Below are 14,664 nucleotides of genomic sequence, written 5' to 3'. Positions count from 1 at the left end.
TGTTGATGGCTTGGGATATTACGGACATCACCATCGGCGACGAGGTGACGATCACCGTCACCATCGTGAAGCTGCTCGACGACGGCCGCGTCAGCGTCGACATTCCCTACTACGGCTTTCCGCATTCGATACCAGCGCCGAAGAAGGCCAAGGCCGGCCAACATATCGACCTGGTCGGCGAGGTGACCCGCGTCGACGAGGATGACCGCCTGGTCACCGTCAAGGGTTTGCCGGGCCTGGTGACCGTCGACGTCGCCGCGATCACCGGCTGGACGCCGTCACCGGCCCGCAACACGTCGGGCAAGCCGCTGCGCGATGGCGCCGATTAGCCTTGACGCTTTGCCGGTGCGGAACATTATAGGAACATGGTCCTATACAATGTCGTGCCAGGCAAGAGCTATTACGCCATCAGCTTTCGCGATATCCCGCCCGATTACATTCTCGGCGGCGCCTGCCTGGCCTGCGCCCACAAAGGCCCGGTCAACCGCGCGATCATCGAAAGGCGATGGGGCGACGGCGAGGCGCTGCGCTTCGTCGACCGCTATCTGCGCTGCACCGCCTGCGGCAACCCCGGACACAACCGCTTCATCGTCTATGGCCGGCGCACGATCTAGCCGGAGCCCTTCTCCAGGAGCACCGTGGCCTGTTTGAGCAGCGCCAGCGCCTGGCCGAGATCGGCCGCGTCGAGCTCGAGCGAGCGCTCAAGTCGGGCTAGGATCTCGGCATTGATCGAGCGGTCGTTTTCAGCGGCCGCCATCTTCAGCCGCTTTTGCATCGCGGCCGGCAGGCGGACATGAAAGGAGGGATCGGAACGTGCCATGCACGGTTCTTATGGCGGAAAGCTTAAGCCTAAGAAATCGTTCCACGGCGGGGCAAATCTCCCACGGTGGGTGACTTATCCCCGCTGTTCACATGGTGCAACGGTTTGTTAACATCTCGTGATTGATCAACCGGGCGATGTCGGTAAGTGTTTACGCAACCCGCCGGGTGAAGCGGGGCGAGCAAGACCAGCGGCGGGTTATGCGGTTTCCCTTGGACGGGGAAGAAGCGGCGGTATTTCGCAAGGTTTTAAGCGCGGCCAGCCATAGCGCTGCCGGCCGAAAGAGAGGTCCGACGGTGAGCCTAACGCACTGGGAAATGAAACGTGACAAACGAGGATCTAAACGGCATCGGACTGAGCCTATGCGAAGCGGAGGGCATACTCGATGTCCTGATCTTTCTTCACCTCGAGGCCGAGCCGCCCGACCGGCTGCGCCTCAATGACGCCATGGTGACGCTGCTGCACCTGGCGCTCGAGCGCCTGCGCAAAGCGGAAGGCAGGCTGTCGGCGGCGGCATAAAGCCCCACGTGGGGCGTGAGGCGCGGTTTTCGCGCCTCACGTTCTCCCTGTGTTCTCAGGGTCTATCCACCTAAGTCTTTGAAATCTTTGGTGGGTGCGCACAGGATTGAACTGTGGACCCGCTGATTAAGAGTCAGCTGCTCTACCAACTGAGCTACGCACCCACTCGGCCGGCAAAACCGGCGTTGGCGGGCATATAGCCGCCGACATCCGCCATGTCCAGCCCTGCCGGATTCATTTCCCGACAAATCGCACCGGGGGTCTCGTCATCCCTGGGCGGAGCGAACGCGAAGCGGAGCGCAGACCCTGGGACCCGTGCCGTGACAGTCGTCGAAGAACGCAGCGACGCGGATTAGCATCCGTCCGCAAATGAGCAGAAAGACGGCGGCTAGTTGAAGTCCAGCTTGCACCGTCGGCGCGTTGCCGTCCGGTCACGGCATGGATCCCAGAGTCTTCGCGAGTCGCTTCGCTCCTGCTCCGCCCTAGGAAGACGAAGCGTAAGGTAGGATCAGACAAACAGCTTGCCTTCCGCCACCTTGACCGCATGGCCGCCGATGCGGGCGGCTGCCAGTTTGCCGCCTTCGACATTCAGTTCGAGGCGAATGCGCGACGGCCGGCCCATCTCCAGCCCTTGCTCGATCCACAGCTGCGACGCACCATCCGTCGGCCGGTCGAAATGCATGATCGCGCCGGCGAAGGCGGCGGCCGCCGAGCCGGTCGCCGGGTCTTCGTAGGAAGGGTTGCCGGGTACGACCATGCGGACATGGAAGGCGCTGTCGTGGTGCACCGTCTCGCGGCAATACACATAGGGGCTGGCGAAGGCCCATTCGCTCTTGCGCGGCGCCAGTTCCGTCCACGCCTGGTTGTCCAGCCTGATCCGGGCAGCCGCCTCTAGATTGGCGACGGGGATGGTCACGTAAGGCACTCCAGCCGACCAAAATGAAACGCGGTGGTTCTCGAAGCCGATCTCGTGCGGCCCAAGGCCAAGGGCCGCACCGATCGCCTCGGGATCGGCCGACAATTCCAGCTGCGCCGGCAGTTTTGCCAGGTCGAACTCGGCGAAGGTCGAACCATCGTGCTTGCTGACAGCGCAGCGCACCGGGCCGATATTCTCCTCGAGCACGAAGATGCCGGCGGCCTCTCCCGCCATTTCGGCGAGCGCTATCGCCGAGCCGACAGTTGGGTGGCCGGCGAACGGCATTTCATAGTCAGGCGTGAAGATTCGGATGCGGGCCCGGTGCTTCGGGTTGTCGGGCGGCAGCACGAAGACGGTTTCGGACAGGTTGAACTCGCGCGCCACCGCCTGCATCGCCGCAACGTCCAGCCCGTCGCAGTCGAGTACCACGGCCAGCGGATTGCCGGCCAGCCGGGTGGTGGTGAATACGTCGTAAAGCAAGTAATTCCGCTTCTGCATTTCAGTAAGTCCTCTGCCTCATTCCCAACATGAGCGAAATTTAATTTGAATTTTGAACCATTAGGCCTGATTTGTGCACTGATGGGACATCACTGAACATAGGGGTCCGGCGTGGACCAGATTGTCAATCTGCCAAAGACGGATTCCACTTCCGCCATCGAGACGGCGCTCGGGCTTGACCACCAGGGCCTGAAGACAAAACGCCGTCGCGGTTGGCTTTACGCAGTGTTCGCACTGCTTGCCGTCGCCGCGGCTTTTGCCGGCTATGAGTGGTACGCGGGCTCGCCCGCCAAGATCGAGTATACCACGACACTGGCTGCCATGGCCGATCTTACCGTCGCGGTTTCGGCTACTGGCACGCTGCAGCCCCTCACCCAGGTCGATATTTCCAGCGAACTCTCCGGCGTCGTCCGCTCGGTCTCGGTCAACGAGAACCAGCTGGTGAAGAAGGGCGATGTGCTGGCCGCGCTCGACACTGCCAAGCTGGAGGTCCAGATCGAGCGCGCCCAGGCCTCCGCCAAGGCGGCGGCGGCGAGCGTCGAGGACGCCACCGTGACCCTGGCCGAAAACGAAAAGGGCCTGGTGCGCGCGGCGCAATTGACCAAGCGCGGCATGGCGACGGACCAGTCGCTTGAAGCGGCAACCGCCACGCGCGACCGCTCGAAGGCGGCGCTCGATATCGCCAGAGCCAACCTCGCCATGGCCAATGCCGATCTCAAGGCGCAGCAGACGGATCTTGCCAAGAGCACCATCTACGCTCCCATCGACGGCATCATATTGACGCGCTCGGTCGACCCCGGCCAGACGGTCGCCTCGTCGCTGCAGGCGCCGGTGCTGTTCGTCATCGCAGCGGATCTGAAGAACATGGAGCTGAAGGCTGCGGTCGACGAGGCCGACATCGGCGCCGTCAAACCCGGCCAGCATGCGCGCTTCACCGTCGATGCGTTCCCTGAACGGCCATTCGACGCCGAAATCCGCGACATTTCCTATGCCTCGGTCACTACCGACGGCGTCGTCACTTACGATGCAAGGCTGGATGTCGACAACAGCGAGCTTCTGTTGCGGCCCGGCATGACCGCCACCGTCTCGGTCGTCACCAAGCAGGCCAAAAACGTGCTAACCGTGCCGTCCATCGCCTTCCGCTACCGGCCGGCGCAGACGGCGGAGCGCGGTTGGAGCCTCACCGACCTGTTCACTGGCCGCATGGGACGCCCCGGAGGCAACCGCCAGCGCCAGGCGGCGACGAAGCCCACCGACGGCTCGCGCACGCTCTACGTGCTGGAGAATGGGCGGCCGCATCCGGTCAACGTCAAGGTCGGCTCGACAGATGGCGAACTGACCGAGATCGTTTCCGGCCTCGAGGAAGGCGCGCAAGTCATTACCGCCTCGCAGCAGAGGAGCTGATCGTGGCATCCGGCGCGACCCTCATCGGCTTCGACAAGGTCTGCAAAAGCTATGGCCAGGGCGAAGCCCGGGTGCATGCGCTGGCCGGCGTCGACCTCGCCATCAGGCGCGGCGAATTCGTCGCCATCATGGGCCCGTCCGGCTCGGGCAAATCGACGGCCATGAACATCATTGGCTGCCTCGACACGCCGACGGCCGGGACCTACAGCTTCGAAGGCATCGACGCCGGCCGTCTCGACCGCAACCGCCGTGCTCAGCTGCGCAATCTTTATGTCGGCTTCGTTTTCCAGGGCTATAATCTGTTGCCGCGCACCACGGCGGCCGAGAATGTCGAACTGCCGCTGATCTATCGCGGCGTCGGTGCCCGCGAGCGCCGCGGCCTGGCCATGCAGGCACTTGCCGAGGTCGGCCTTATCGGCCGCGAGCATCATACGCCGGCCGAGCTGTCCGGCGGCCAGCAGCAGCGCGTGGCGATCGCGCGCGCCATCGTCACCAGGCCGACGCTGCTCGTCGCCGACGAACCGACCGGCAATCTCGACACCGCCCGCACGCACGAGATCATGGAGCTCCTGACGCAGTTGAATACCGAGCTCGGTCTGACCATCGCGATGGTCACGCACGAAGCCGATGTTGCCGGCTGTGCGCAGCGCACGATCCGTTTCCTCGATGGCCATGTCGCCTCGGACACAGCCAATCTCGAGATGGCCTAGCCATGATCTGGGAAACCGTTCGCCTCTCGCTCCGCTCCATCCGCCGCAACGTGCTGCGCTCGTTCCTGACACTGCTCGGCATCGTCATCGGCGTCGCCGCCGTTATCGCCATGCTGACCATCGGCTCGGGCACCACCGAGAAGGTCAAGTCCGACATTTCCAAGCTCGGCAGCAACCTGCTCGTCATTCGTTCCGGCCGGCCGGCCGGACCCGGCGGCCCGGGAGGGCTCGACCAGGTGGTCCGGCCTCTTGCCGACAAGGACTTCGTCGCGCTTGTCGCGCACCTGGACGGCGCGCGCGCCATCTCGCCGGCGTCGCAAAAGCAGGTGCGCGTCATTTTCGGCACCGAAAGCCTGACCTCGGGCGTCACCGGCACCGACAGCGCCTATCTCGATGCCCGCGACTGGAAGCTGGTCTCGGGCCGCCCCTTCAGCGATTCGGAAACCCGCTCCGGCACCGGCGTCTGCCTCGTCGGCGAGACGGTGCGCCAGCAGTTCTTCGGCGCCGGCGATCCCGAAGGCGAGATCATCCGCGTCAACCGCACCTCCTGCAAGATCATCGGCCTGCTCGAACCGAAGGGCTATACCGGCTTCGGCCAGGACCAGGACAATGTCGTGCTGATGCCGCTTGCCGCCTATCAGCGTCGCATTGCCGGTAATCGCGACATCGACTCGATCTATGTCGCCGCCGACGACCGTACGCTGACCACGGTGCTGCAGCAGCGCGTCGAGGACATCTTGCGCGACACACGCCGCATCACGCCCGACCGTGACGATGATTTCTCGATCCGCGACATGACCCAGATCGCCGATGCCATGGCCAGCGCGACCACCACCATGACTGGCATGCTCGGCGCCGTCGCCGGCGTCAGCCTGCTCGTCGGCGGCATCGGCATCATGAACATCATGCTGGTGTCGGTAACCGAGCGCACGCGCGAGATCGGCATCAGGCTCGCCATCGGCGCCCACGAAAAGCATATCCTCATCCAGTTCCTGGTCGAGGCAACCGTGCTGTCGCTGCTTGGCGGCATCATCGGCATCCTGATCGGCCTGGCGCTTGCCGGCCTTGCCTCGCTGACGCTGACGATCCCGTTTGCGCCAAGCCCGGCGGTCATCCTGCTTGCGGTCGGCTTCTCCGCGCTGATCGGAATGGTGTTCGGCTTCTTCCCGGCGCTGCGCGGCGCGCGGCTTAACCCGATCGACGCGCTGAGACATGAGTAGGCGTTGCAGCAAGTGTCGCCTCCAGACGCTGCCGATTTTTTATGCAACCTGCCCTTGTCGCAGCACATTCTGCAATGATAACAATGCTGTTGGGGACTAAGGGGGAACAATGGATGAGCAAGAAAGCGCGACTGGCTCTGGCGATTGTGATCGTCGAAGCCGCCTTGGCAGGGCTTTGGTGGAATTTGATCCTTTATGGGATGGAGAATCCCGATCGCGTCACCGCTGACTTCCAGCAGGTAATTGGGCAGACGATGGGAACGGCGATGGGGGCGCTCCTGGGTCTCGGCGTGCTGTTGTATTTTGTCGCCGCCCGCAACGACCGCAAGGCTATTGAAGGCAGGCTACGACGTTAGAGTCGGAAGCCTTGCTCGCTCGCAAAGTGCCATTCGATCAGCGGTCTCATATGCGGCATCAGCCCGTCCGGCAGATCGGCGGCATTGCGGATGATGACGGGGCCTTCGATTTCAGGCTCTGACTCGGCGGCGACGAAAGCGCTGATCCGCTGTGCCAGGTCGTCGGCGGAGGCCGTCTCGCGGTAGCGGCGAAAGATCACCGTGCCGCTTGCCGTCGACAGGGCGTAATGGTGCCTGCCGCGTGCCGCGCCTGATAGGTCGAGGCCGGTCTCTTCCCGCACCTCGCGGATCATGTTGAAGTCGACGTCGACAAGGCCGTCGTGGAAATCGGTTGGCTCGAACGAACCGGCGGCGAAGTAGACGCGCCCGGCATTGACCGTATGCGGCGCCATGCGGATCGCCACCAACGCGTTGTCGCCGGCGACCAGCATGGCGTGCGCGTAGGCATGTTCGGCGCCAGGCACCTGCCTATTGCTGCGCCAAAGCATGAAGGTCGAATAACGCACCGCATGGCAGCGGCCGACGAGGCGATTGTCGCGATAGCTGAGAGCGGAAAGCAGCACCACGGTGCCGTCAAAAAGCGCCGGCTTGGCTGCGGTCTCACGCCGCCAGTTTGCGGCGATCGCCTCGGCATTATCGCGCTCGAACGGATGTGGGCCGGGATCGAGCCTGACGTCGATGGCATCGACCGGCAGGATGACGTTGCGCGGCAGGTCGAAACTCACGCGTGTCTCACGCCATGTCGAGGGCAATTGCTACCGGGCAATGGTCGGATGCCTTAGGCCGGTCCCACCCGGCGCGTGGAAAGCGCTCGACCTCCTGGCCTGCCGGAAATATGGTCCGCCAGGGCTGGCCGTTGCGGATGATATCGGGAACGGCGGTGGCGTTCTGCCTGGCTAGCGCCCTCGACAAAAGGATGTAGTCGAGCTGGCAGAGATGCCGCTCTTCCGGTCCGCGCGTGTGATAGAAAGTCCAGCGATCCATTTCCGGCCGCCGCTCGACCGCGTTTTCGCAAAAACCGCCGGCAGTGAGCACGTCGATGCAGGACCGGGTCTCGTCGATGACCTCGAAGCGATAGCCGTCGACGGCATCGCCGGTAATCTTCACGCGCTGCCGGTAGTCGTTCATGTCGCCGCAGATTGCCCAGCGTTTGTCGGCGGCATGGTCCTTGCCGAAGCGCTCCTCAATGATCCGCCGCACCGCTTGCGCCTCGGCGATGCGCAGCGGCATTGTTGCTTCACGGCCGTCGAGGCCGTTGCGGGGAGAGCCCATCGACTTGAAATGCACGAGATAGAGTGTCAACGGCGCGCCAGCCACCGTCAGATCGATTTCCAGGCAGTCGCGCCGGAAGATGCGTTCATTGGCCTGATGTCCAAGCGCTGCCAATTCCGCCGTGTGCAGCCCGAATTGCTCGAACGTGACATAGGCGTAGCTGGTCATACGCACGAATTCGATCGGCTGGCCCTGCGCGGTCTCGTTGCGCATCATCACGGCGACGTCAATGCCGCGCGAATCATTGCCGGCGGTGGTGTATTTCTGCCGGTAGCCTTGCCCCACCATCTTGAACAGATAGCCATATTCGAAGGCCCTCAGCGCCTCGATATTGTCGACCTCCTGCATGCAGATGATGTCGGCGCGGGTGGCCGCGATCGCCAGTGCCGTCAACTGCCGCGTGTCGTCAGACTGCGCGATCGCCCGCGCCTGCTCGAGCATCTTGTATTCGGCCTCGCTCTGGATGTCGAAAAGCGCCAGCGTGCGATCTTCGTTGAGCTGATTGCGGTATCCGGAATAATCAAACCTGTTCATCAGGTTTTCGACGTTGAATGTGGCAAGGCGCAGCGACATGGCTTTGACCTTTGCCCGCAAGCGCGCTCGAAAACAAGGGCGTAGAACCCAGGCGGCCCCGATTGACCGCGCGCTCGTCATGGTTGATGGAACCTTTTTTGTTCATCCTCCGTTCAGATGGAAAGTTCCATGAATGGGCTCTTCCCTGGGTATTCTGGGCGTGGGGCCTGAATCTTAGGAGAGTGCGATGAAACCGCTCTTTTTATCTTCCGTCAGATCCGGGCTGATGGCCCTCGGTCTGATAGCCGGCCTCTCGGCCCCCTCGCTTGCCGGGCCGATGCCCAAACCCCTGCTGCCGGTGGCGGGCAATGCCGCCGACATCGTGCAAATTCGTGAAGATTGGGCAGGCGGCAACGACAGGCAGATCTGGCGTTGGCGCCATCGCGGCTTTCGGCAATGGCACGGCGACAATGATTGGAGATGGCGGTCCAACAATTTCCGCGGCCGTCATTTTTCGAGACACTGGGACAATGGCGGCTGGGACGACAGCTGGCGTAGGCGCCATCATCGCCGCCATTACCGTGGCGGCTACTATGATGATGGTGGTGCGGGCGCCGCGATTCTTGGCTTGGGCCTGGGGCTCGGCCTTGGCAGCCTGTACAACAACTACAACTACTACGACGCGCCGCCACCGCGGCGCTATTACCGGACACAGCGGCTGTCCAGCGCGCATGTCCAATGGTGTTACAATCGCTACCGGTCGTACCGCGCCTGGGACAACACGTTCCAGCCCTACAACGGCCCGCGCCAGCAATGCTATTCGCCCTATAGCTGAGCAGGCCGACAACAAGCATCATTCGGCGCCGTGCTTCGCGGCGCCTTTTTCTTTCAGCCAGGAATCGCGAAAATCGTCCAGCCTCCACCAGCGATAACGCTATTTTTATCAGCCAGGTCTAATAATCCTCCCGATCAGAACGCCCGAGACGCGAAAGATCGCTGGATTGCGTACGATGGCCGAGGACGAACAGAGGGACAAACGCCGGCAGCGCGTCTTGAAGGGCGCGGCGATCCTGACCGGCATGACCAACTCCGAGGTCACATGCACGCTGCGCAACATGCATGCCGGCGGTGCCGAATTGAAGGTCTCGATCGACGCGCGCGTGCCCGATGAGTTCCTGCTCTACGTTCCAACCGACGGCATTGCCTACAAGGCGGAGGTCCGCTGGCGCCGCGAGGACCGAATTGGGGTGATGTTCACCGGCACCGAACCAAAGCCCAGCTGGCACTACGGTTGAGGTTCCCGGCCCTATCCGGGTGGCAGGACTTGCAGTGTCTGCTCGTCAAACAGCGGCTCCTCCTGGCCAACGCGAATGAACAGAAGCTTTCGCAGCTCGGGTGATTGTACCTCGAAATACTGAATGCCGTCCGGGGCTTCGCCCCATTCGCCGCATGGCGGTTCGCCGACCTCGTCAGGGTCTGCAACGGCTTTCAATTCACTGAGATAAACGGCATCGGGACTGAAGACATACCGCAGGGTGCCCGTGGGCGTGACCCCTTCGGTGTAAGGCATGAGCACGCAACGTGTGCTGACAGCCTTCTCGGTCTTCTGCGAGTATATTCGCTGCAACGCGGCGCCAGCGGCCTCGCCCGGCAGCATATCGAAGACTTCGACGACGGGATCGGCCGGCCCGCCATCGCTGTATTTGATGGCAAGAGCATTGCCGCCAAGCTCGAAATGGATCTGGCGGAATCCGAAATCGCAGCGCTGTACCCAGGCAGCCAGCCCGACATCTCTGTCCGCCAGCCGTTCCCAGGTGCATTTGTCGACAGGCGGACGCGACGGCTTGCTTTGGTCGGCACGCGCCCCGATGGCCATGGCCAGAAGGACCGGCAGGGCGCAGATGCAGGCCGGCAGTCTCTTGCTATTCATCGCTGCAACCCGGCAAGGTAAAGGCATCCCAGGCTGAACCATCGGGGTTGGCTTTGGCGAAATCGGGCCATTCGGTAAAAATCGCGCCAAAGTCAGGCGGCAGCAACCCTGTTGGTGCCGGCGAGGCTTCGAGGGAGCTCAACTGCTCGGCACCGCCTGCGTTGAACGCATAGACCTGCCCATCCCACACTCTGCACAGCCCGGTGCCGTCCTCGAGACCCGCCTCACGATCGTCGTCGTTGCAGGTGTGCCGAATCGTCCCCACAGGAAACGAGTACTTGCCATTGGTCCAGGTGATGTCCGATGGCAGGCGAATGGGGGTATTGGGCACGATCAGCGAAAAGACCTCTGTCGTCAGCGCGGCCGGTTCGCGGTCGATGGGCCGGAACTGTATCGTCGCTCCCGAACGCGGCTCGCGATAGGTCGCGTGGCTGAGCGAACATTCTGTCGCGTTCGCTGCTTGCAACAGGCTCAGCATGCTCAGAAAAATAGCTGCTGCTTTGCGGATGATCATTTGAGTCCCTGGAGCAGCAGCATTGTGAAGTTTAAGCATCGATGCTTTAGCATGGCCCGAGGCCCGGTCGAAAGAAAGAAATCGATGATGCGAAATCTCTTGATGCTCATTTCGATCTTAACATTTTCGTGCGGCAGCGCCTTTGCCACGGAACCCTATGTGGGCACATGGTCCCGGGACAGATCGAACTGTACCGCCGTCGCGGATGTTCAACGCCAGACTGTTTACACATTGTACCCTGAGGCACTGTCGGTTCCTGCTTTCGGCTGCGAACACGCAACGTTTCGCAAGATATCCACGGGCTGGGTGGCGCGGGCCAGCCAATGCTACGGTTCTGATCCCACGATCGAAGAGCCGTTCTCGCGTCTCGTCCATATCGTTGGCAATGGCACGACGGTGAGATTGACCTGGCCTGGCTTCGACAGCGGAGTTCTTGTCAGATGCTGACGACAGGTGCCTTCTTCCGCTGGATATGCAGCATCTAGAACAGCAGCTTCAGATTACGCCTACCAGAAGCGCGGCTCCACCAAGGAAGCCAGCGGCGCAGATCCACAGTAGCCAAAGCCCACGCACCCTGCATTCGAGAACGGCTGCAGCCGGATTGGCGGGATCGTAGTAGACCTCGACCTTGTCGCCCTCGAGGTAGCGCTGCGATTGACCGCTGACGAGGCTCGGCAGCGACGCCGTCACGTTTGCGCCGAAAGCGATGCGATCGGCGGCGTAGCGCTGGCCGGCAACGCTATAGCTGTAGACGATGCGGGATTTGAAAACTGTGTGCCAAGGCCGATAGCCGCCTCCGGACCTGTCGCGGGTCTCGACTTTCTGCAGGCCCGAGGCGTCGATGCGTCCTGCCGTGATGGGCCACTTGGCCGCCTGTTCCGCAAGTGACTTCTGGGCAAAGCCCATGCGCAGGACAAACAATCCCATGAAAAGCAGCAGGGCCGCGGCGCCGAGGTTCTGCGGCTTGGGCAAAAACGGCCGGATCGCTTCCAGGACGCCGCCAACGGAGAAGACCAATACCAGCGCGCCGACCACCAACCCGGCCGAAAGCTGGACCATGAATTTGAAGGAACCGTCGGGCATGGTGCGTTCGATCACGGCCTTGGCTGGATCGGCCGGATTGTAGAAGACGGTTACGCCGGCCCCGTTTGGAAATTTCGCAAGGGTTTCCGCCACCGCAAAGTTTCCAAGGTTCTCCTGCACGCTGTAGTGCGAACTGCGAAACTTCTTGCCGTTCACCTTGTATTCGAAGGTGATCGCCGGGAAGTTGCGCATCTCGGTCGACCCTCTGCTGTCCGAACCGGATCCCGAACTGGTCACCTCGCGAGCCTCGACCCGCGACGAGATGATCTTTCCCTGCGTCGGAGACCAGCGGCTGACCGCCCTCACCTCCCACCACTTCAGCAAGGTGACGAGGGACAGCATGCCGGCAACCGCGCCGGCAAACCCGACCAACAGAAATTTGAGTTCCAACGCTCACCCCCTTGGCCATTTTGTGCCATGCCCTGCACACGCATACCACGACAGCGGGAATAGCGCGCCTGCTGAGAAATCAACGCAAAAAGGCCGGCGGATCGCTCCGCCGGCTTTCTTGATCGACAATGAAATTGCGATCAGTTCTTGGCCTTGTCGACCAGCTTGTTCTTGGAAATTCCCACGCGCCCGCAGGGCGAAGCCCGAGGACGCGTAACGAAACGAACGTGGATTTCCTTCAGTTCTTGGCCTTGTCGACCAGCTTGTTCTTGGAAATCCACGGCATCATCGCGCGCAGCTTGGCGCCGACTTCCTCGATCTGGTGGCTGTCGTTGTTGCGGCGGATGCCCTTGAAGCGCGACATGCCGGCGCGGTATTCCTGCATCCATTCCGAGGTGAACTTGCCAGTCTGGATGTCCTTGAGCACGCGCTTCATCTCGGCCTTGGTCTCGGCGGTGATGATGCGCGGACCCGAGACGTATTCGCCCCATTCGGCGGTGTTCGAGATCGAATAGTTCATGTTGGCGATGCCGCCTTCATAGATCAGGTCGACGATTAGCTTGACCTCGTGCAGGCACTCGAAATAGGCCATTTCCGGCGCATAGCCCGCTTCCACCAGTGTCTCGAAACCGGCGCGGATCAACTCGACCAGACCGCCGCACAACACCACCTGCTCGCCGAACAGGTCGGTCTCGCACTCCTCGCGGAAATTGGTCTCGATGATGCCCGAACGGCCACCGCCGACGCCGCAGGCGTAGGAGAGCGCCAAATCGAGCGCATTGCCCGAAGCGTCCTGGTTGACCGCGACCAGGCACGGCACGCCGCCGCCCTTCTGGTATTCGCCGCGCACCGTGTGGCCCGGGCCCTTTGGCGCGATCATGACGACGTCGACCGAGGCTTTTGGCTCGATCAGGCCAAAATGCACGTTGAGGCCGTGGGCGAAGGCGATCGCCGCGCCGTCGCGGATGTTCGGCGCGATCTCTGATCTGTAGATGTCGGCCTGCAGCTCGTCGGGCGTCGCCATCATCATCAGGTCGGCCCATTTGGCGGCATCGGCCACACTCATCACCTTGAGCCCGTCGGCCTCGACCTTCTTCGCGGTCGCCGAGCCGGCCTTGAGGCCAATGGCGATATCCTTGACGCCGGAATCCTTGAGGTTGAGCGCATGCGCCCTGCCCTGGCTGCCATAGCCGATGATGGCAACCTTCTTGCCTTTGATCAGGTTGAGATCGGCGTCGCGATCGTAATAGACACGCATTTTTCTTCCTTCCCGTTTTGAATTCAGAGGCCCTGCGGCCCGGTTTTTGCCCCGTAAAGAGCGAGAAACTGCTGCGTCGCCCGGACGGCATCGCCGCCGATCGCCGCATCAGTCAATTCCAGCCGGTCGCCGAGCAGCAGGCGGATCTGCACGTCGCGGGCGACCAGCCCGAAAAAGGTGCGGAAAGCCATCTCAGCGTCGGAAAACTCGAGGAAACCAGCTTCCTTGCCTGCCTCCAGCACCGGCTTCAGCCGCCTGGCCAGCGCGAAGCGGCCGTTCTCCAGCACGATGGCGCCGAGATCGTCCTTCCCCGAACTAGCATGGCCGACCGCCACCCGGTTCAGCGCGATCGAGGTGTCGCTCGAAATTACCCTGAGCCAGTCCGAAGCGAAGCGTTCGAGGCTCGCCGTCAGCGAGGCAAGATCGAGTCCCTTGCGGTCGACCGGCACTACCCGCACCTTGGACGCCTGCCATTGCACCGTTGCCGTCAACAGCCCGTCGCGATCGCCGAACCATTTGTAGAGCGTCTCCTTCGAGCAGCTCGCCCGCCGCGCCACGGCGGTCATGGTCAACTGATCGCCCTCTTCGACCAGCAGGCGAAGGGCGGCGTCGAGCACGGCCTTCTGCCGCTCCGTCAGCGTCTCGCTGGTGTCGATGTCGGTCACAGCGTGCAACACAGTCTTTCCTCAGGAGGCGAACTCACCCGCAGTTCAGATACGAACTCGACCGCGTACCGTACGTTACGGTTCGGCTTTATGGCGTATTGCCCGACCCGGCGCAAGCCTTATTTCTGTAGCTTGCTCCATGCGGGGCATTACGGGAGACACGGATCATGCTCGCCGGATTGCTTGCCTTGACCGTTGCCGCTGTGTTTGCAGGCGCGGCTATCTACGTCAGCGTCGCCGAACAGCCGGCGCGGCTTCGCCTCGATGACAAGGCATTGCTGCAGGAATGGCAGCCTTCCTACAAGCGCGGCGCCGCCATGCAGGCCTCGATCGCCGTCATCGCCTGTATTCTGGGCCTCGTCGCGTGGTGGCAGACCGGCAATCTCGCTTATCTGGCCGGCGCCGTGCTGATCATCCTGCCTTGGCCATGGACGCTGCTGGTGATGATGCCGGCAAATCGGCTGCTGGAGGTGATGGACGCTAACACCGTCAATCCTGAGGCTCGGACAATGATCGTCAAATGGGGCAATCTGCATCTGGTCCGCGTCGGGCTTGGGGTTCTGGCGACATTGGCATTCCTTTGGGGCAGTGCCTGA

At 62.4% G+C, this 14,664-nt stretch carries 19 protein-coding genes and 1 tRNA gene; 10 read left to right on the top strand and 10 right to left on the bottom strand.

The features are described from left to right. The first annotated feature begins 5 nt into the window (after nt 1–5). Together NKH05_RS15510 and NKH05_RS15505 are read left to right on the top strand one after the other, a co-directional pair. Entirely contained in the window at nt 6–329 is a 324-nt protein-coding gene (locus tag NKH05_RS15510; RefSeq protein ID WP_353025653.1) for a hypothetical protein, read from the top strand. 36 nt (nt 330–365) lie between these two features. After that, nucleotides 366–614: a hypothetical protein gene (locus NKH05_RS15505; protein ID WP_353025652.1), complete on the top strand. Its 249-nt coding sequence runs from the start codon at nt 366–368 to the stop codon at nt 612–614. Here the strand turns inward: NKH05_RS15505 and NKH05_RS15500 are convergent. Next, nucleotides 611–820, bottom strand: coding sequence for an Arc family DNA-binding protein (locus tag NKH05_RS15500; RefSeq protein WP_353025651.1), 210 nt, complete (start codon nt 818–820; stop codon nt 611–613). The genes NKH05_RS15505 and NKH05_RS15500 overlap by 4 nt on opposite strands. Before the next feature lie 324 nt (nt 821–1,144). Here NKH05_RS15500 and NKH05_RS15495 point away from each other — a divergent pair, with 324 nt between their 5' ends. Continuing rightward, the gene (locus NKH05_RS15495) at nt 1,145–1,339 is read left to right on the top strand and encodes a hypothetical protein (protein WP_353025649.1); all 195 of its coding nucleotides are present in this window, start codon (nt 1,145–1,147) and stop codon (nt 1,337–1,339) included. A gap of 88 nt (nt 1,340–1,427) precedes the next feature. On the opposite strand, the gene NKH05_RS15490 is transcribed toward NKH05_RS15495, so the two are convergent. Next, nucleotides 1,428–1,503 (bottom strand) — tRNA-Lys (locus tag NKH05_RS15490). A gap of 344 nt (nt 1,504–1,847) precedes the next feature. After that, entirely contained in the window at nt 1,848–2,753 is a 906-nt protein-coding gene (locus NKH05_RS15485) for a PhzF family phenazine biosynthesis protein (RefSeq protein WP_352788435.1), read from the bottom strand. Between the two features lie 111 nt (nt 2,754–2,864). Here NKH05_RS15485 and NKH05_RS15480 point away from each other — a divergent pair, with 111 nt between their 5' ends. The 4 genes from NKH05_RS15480 (at nt 2,865) to NKH05_RS15465 (ending at nt 6,443) form a co-directional block, all read left to right on the top strand. After that, nucleotides 2,865–4,157: an efflux RND transporter periplasmic adaptor subunit gene (locus tag NKH05_RS15480; RefSeq protein ID WP_352639666.1), complete on the top strand. Its 1,293-nt coding sequence runs from the start codon at nt 2,865–2,867 to the stop codon at nt 4,155–4,157. A 2-nt stretch (nt 4,158–4,159) separates the two neighbouring features. Beyond that, nucleotides 4,160–4,867: an ABC transporter ATP-binding protein gene (locus NKH05_RS15475; RefSeq protein WP_352495192.1), complete on the top strand. Its 708-nt coding sequence runs from the start codon at nt 4,160–4,162 to the stop codon at nt 4,865–4,867. A 2-nt stretch (nt 4,868–4,869) separates the two neighbouring features. After that, nucleotides 4,870–6,087, top strand: a complete 1,218-nt coding sequence (locus tag NKH05_RS15470) for an ABC transporter permease (protein WP_352639668.1) — start codon at nt 4,870–4,872, stop codon at nt 6,085–6,087. Nucleotides 6,088–6,200: 113 nt separating this feature from the next. Next, complete coding sequence (locus tag NKH05_RS15465) at nt 6,201–6,443, top strand: hypothetical protein (RefSeq protein WP_023720771.1); 243 nt, start codon at nt 6,201–6,203, stop codon at nt 6,441–6,443. Here the strand turns inward: NKH05_RS15465 and NKH05_RS15460 are convergent. Next, nucleotides 6,440–7,168, bottom strand: a complete 729-nt coding sequence (locus tag NKH05_RS15460) for a hypothetical protein (protein ID WP_023720772.1) — start codon at nt 7,166–7,168, stop codon at nt 6,440–6,442. The genes NKH05_RS15465 and NKH05_RS15460 overlap by 4 nt on opposite strands. A gap of 7 nt (nt 7,169–7,175) precedes the next feature. Then, complete coding sequence (locus NKH05_RS15455) at nt 7,176–8,288, bottom strand: endonuclease/exonuclease/phosphatase family protein (protein WP_023720773.1); 1,113 nt, start codon at nt 8,286–8,288, stop codon at nt 7,176–7,178. 187 nt (nt 8,289–8,475) lie between these two features. On the opposite strand from NKH05_RS15455, the gene NKH05_RS15450 reads away from it, so the two are divergent. Together NKH05_RS15450 and NKH05_RS15445 are read left to right on the top strand one after the other, a co-directional pair. After that, nucleotides 8,476–9,063 (top strand): BA14K family protein, encoded by a 588-nt coding sequence (locus NKH05_RS15450; RefSeq protein ID WP_352483023.1) that lies wholly within the window; start codon nt 8,476–8,478, stop codon nt 9,061–9,063. Nucleotides 9,064–9,238: 175 nt separating this feature from the next. After that, on the top strand, nt 9,239–9,523 hold the full coding sequence (locus NKH05_RS15445) for a PilZ domain-containing protein (protein ID WP_352483022.1): 285 nt from the start codon (nt 9,239–9,241) through the stop codon (nt 9,521–9,523). 11 nt (nt 9,524–9,534) lie between these two features. On the opposite strand, the gene NKH05_RS15440 is transcribed toward NKH05_RS15445, so the two are convergent. From NKH05_RS15440 to NKH05_RS15420, 5 genes are all read right to left on the bottom strand, one after another. Continuing rightward, the gene (locus NKH05_RS15440) at nt 9,535–10,158 is read right to left on the bottom strand and encodes a hypothetical protein (protein WP_352788440.1); all 624 of its coding nucleotides are present in this window, start codon (nt 10,156–10,158) and stop codon (nt 9,535–9,537) included. Continuing rightward, on the bottom strand, nt 10,151–10,672 hold the full coding sequence (locus tag NKH05_RS15435; RefSeq protein ID WP_352483018.1) for a hypothetical protein: 522 nt from the start codon (nt 10,670–10,672) through the stop codon (nt 10,151–10,153). The genes NKH05_RS15440 and NKH05_RS15435 overlap by 8 nt, the downstream gene beginning before the upstream one ends. Before the next feature lie 495 nt (nt 10,673–11,167). Continuing rightward, nucleotides 11,168–12,145, bottom strand: a complete 978-nt coding sequence (locus NKH05_RS15430) for a DUF3592 domain-containing protein (protein WP_352483017.1) — start codon at nt 12,143–12,145, stop codon at nt 11,168–11,170. 238 nt (nt 12,146–12,383) lie between these two features. Then, complete coding sequence (gene ilvC / locus NKH05_RS15425; protein ID WP_352483016.1) at nt 12,384–13,403, bottom strand: ketol-acid reductoisomerase; 1,020 nt, start codon at nt 13,401–13,403, stop codon at nt 12,384–12,386. 23 nt (nt 13,404–13,426) lie between these two features. Further along, a complete protein-coding gene (locus NKH05_RS15420; protein ID WP_023720781.1) occupies nt 13,427–14,080 on the bottom strand; it encodes a TetR/AcrR family transcriptional regulator in 654 nt (217 codons plus the stop codon). A 155-nt stretch (nt 14,081–14,235) separates the two neighbouring features. Here NKH05_RS15420 and NKH05_RS15415 point away from each other — a divergent pair, with 155 nt between their 5' ends. Further along, the gene (locus NKH05_RS15415; protein WP_023720782.1) at nt 14,236–14,664 is read left to right on the top strand and encodes an anthrone oxygenase family protein; all 429 of its coding nucleotides are present in this window, start codon (nt 14,236–14,238) and stop codon (nt 14,662–14,664) included.

Origin of the sequence: Mesorhizobium sp. M1399 (genome assembly GCF_040317735.1) — a bacterium.
Classification (GTDB): Bacteria; Pseudomonadota; Alphaproteobacteria; order Rhizobiales; family Rhizobiaceae; genus Mesorhizobium.
Note: the sequence above shows the minus strand (reverse complement) of the source record. Positions and strands in the feature narration are given on the sequence as shown.

Coding starts and splice junctions, on each gene's coding strand:
- NKH05_RS15440 (WP_352788440.1), bottom strand. CDS start 10,158: ATGAATAGCAAGAGACTGCCGGCCTGCATCTGCGCCCTGCCGGTCCTT.
- NKH05_RS15415 (WP_023720782.1), top strand. CDS start 14,236: ATGCTCGCCGGATTGCTTGCCTTGACCGTTGCCGCTGTGTTTGCAGGC.
- NKH05_RS15510 (WP_353025653.1), top strand. CDS start 6: ATGGCTTGGGATATTACGGACATCACCATCGGCGACGAGGTGACGATC.
- ilvC (WP_352483016.1), bottom strand. CDS start 13,403: ATGCGTGTCTATTACGATCGCGACGCCGATCTCAACCTGATCAAAGGC.
- NKH05_RS15455 (WP_023720773.1), bottom strand. CDS start 8,288: ATGTCGCTGCGCCTTGCCACATTCAACGTCGAAAACCTGATGAACAGG.
- NKH05_RS15435 (WP_352483018.1), bottom strand. CDS start 10,672: ATGATCATCCGCAAAGCAGCAGCTATTTTTCTGAGCATGCTGAGCCTG.
- NKH05_RS15445 (WP_352483022.1), top strand. CDS start 9,239: ATGGCCGAGGACGAACAGAGGGACAAACGCCGGCAGCGCGTCTTGAAG.
- NKH05_RS15505 (WP_353025652.1), top strand. CDS start 366: ATGGTCCTATACAATGTCGTGCCAGGCAAGAGCTATTACGCCATCAGC.
- NKH05_RS15450 (WP_352483023.1), top strand. CDS start 8,476: ATGAAACCGCTCTTTTTATCTTCCGTCAGATCCGGGCTGATGGCCCTC.
- NKH05_RS15485 (WP_352788435.1), bottom strand. CDS start 2,753: ATGCAGAAGCGGAATTACTTGCTTTACGACGTATTCACCACCACCCGG.
- NKH05_RS15465 (WP_023720771.1), top strand. CDS start 6,201: ATGAGCAAGAAAGCGCGACTGGCTCTGGCGATTGTGATCGTCGAAGCC.
- NKH05_RS15470 (WP_352639668.1), top strand. CDS start 4,870: ATGATCTGGGAAACCGTTCGCCTCTCGCTCCGCTCCATCCGCCGCAAC.
- NKH05_RS15500 (WP_353025651.1), bottom strand. CDS start 820: ATGGCACGTTCCGATCCCTCCTTTCATGTCCGCCTGCCGGCCGCGATG.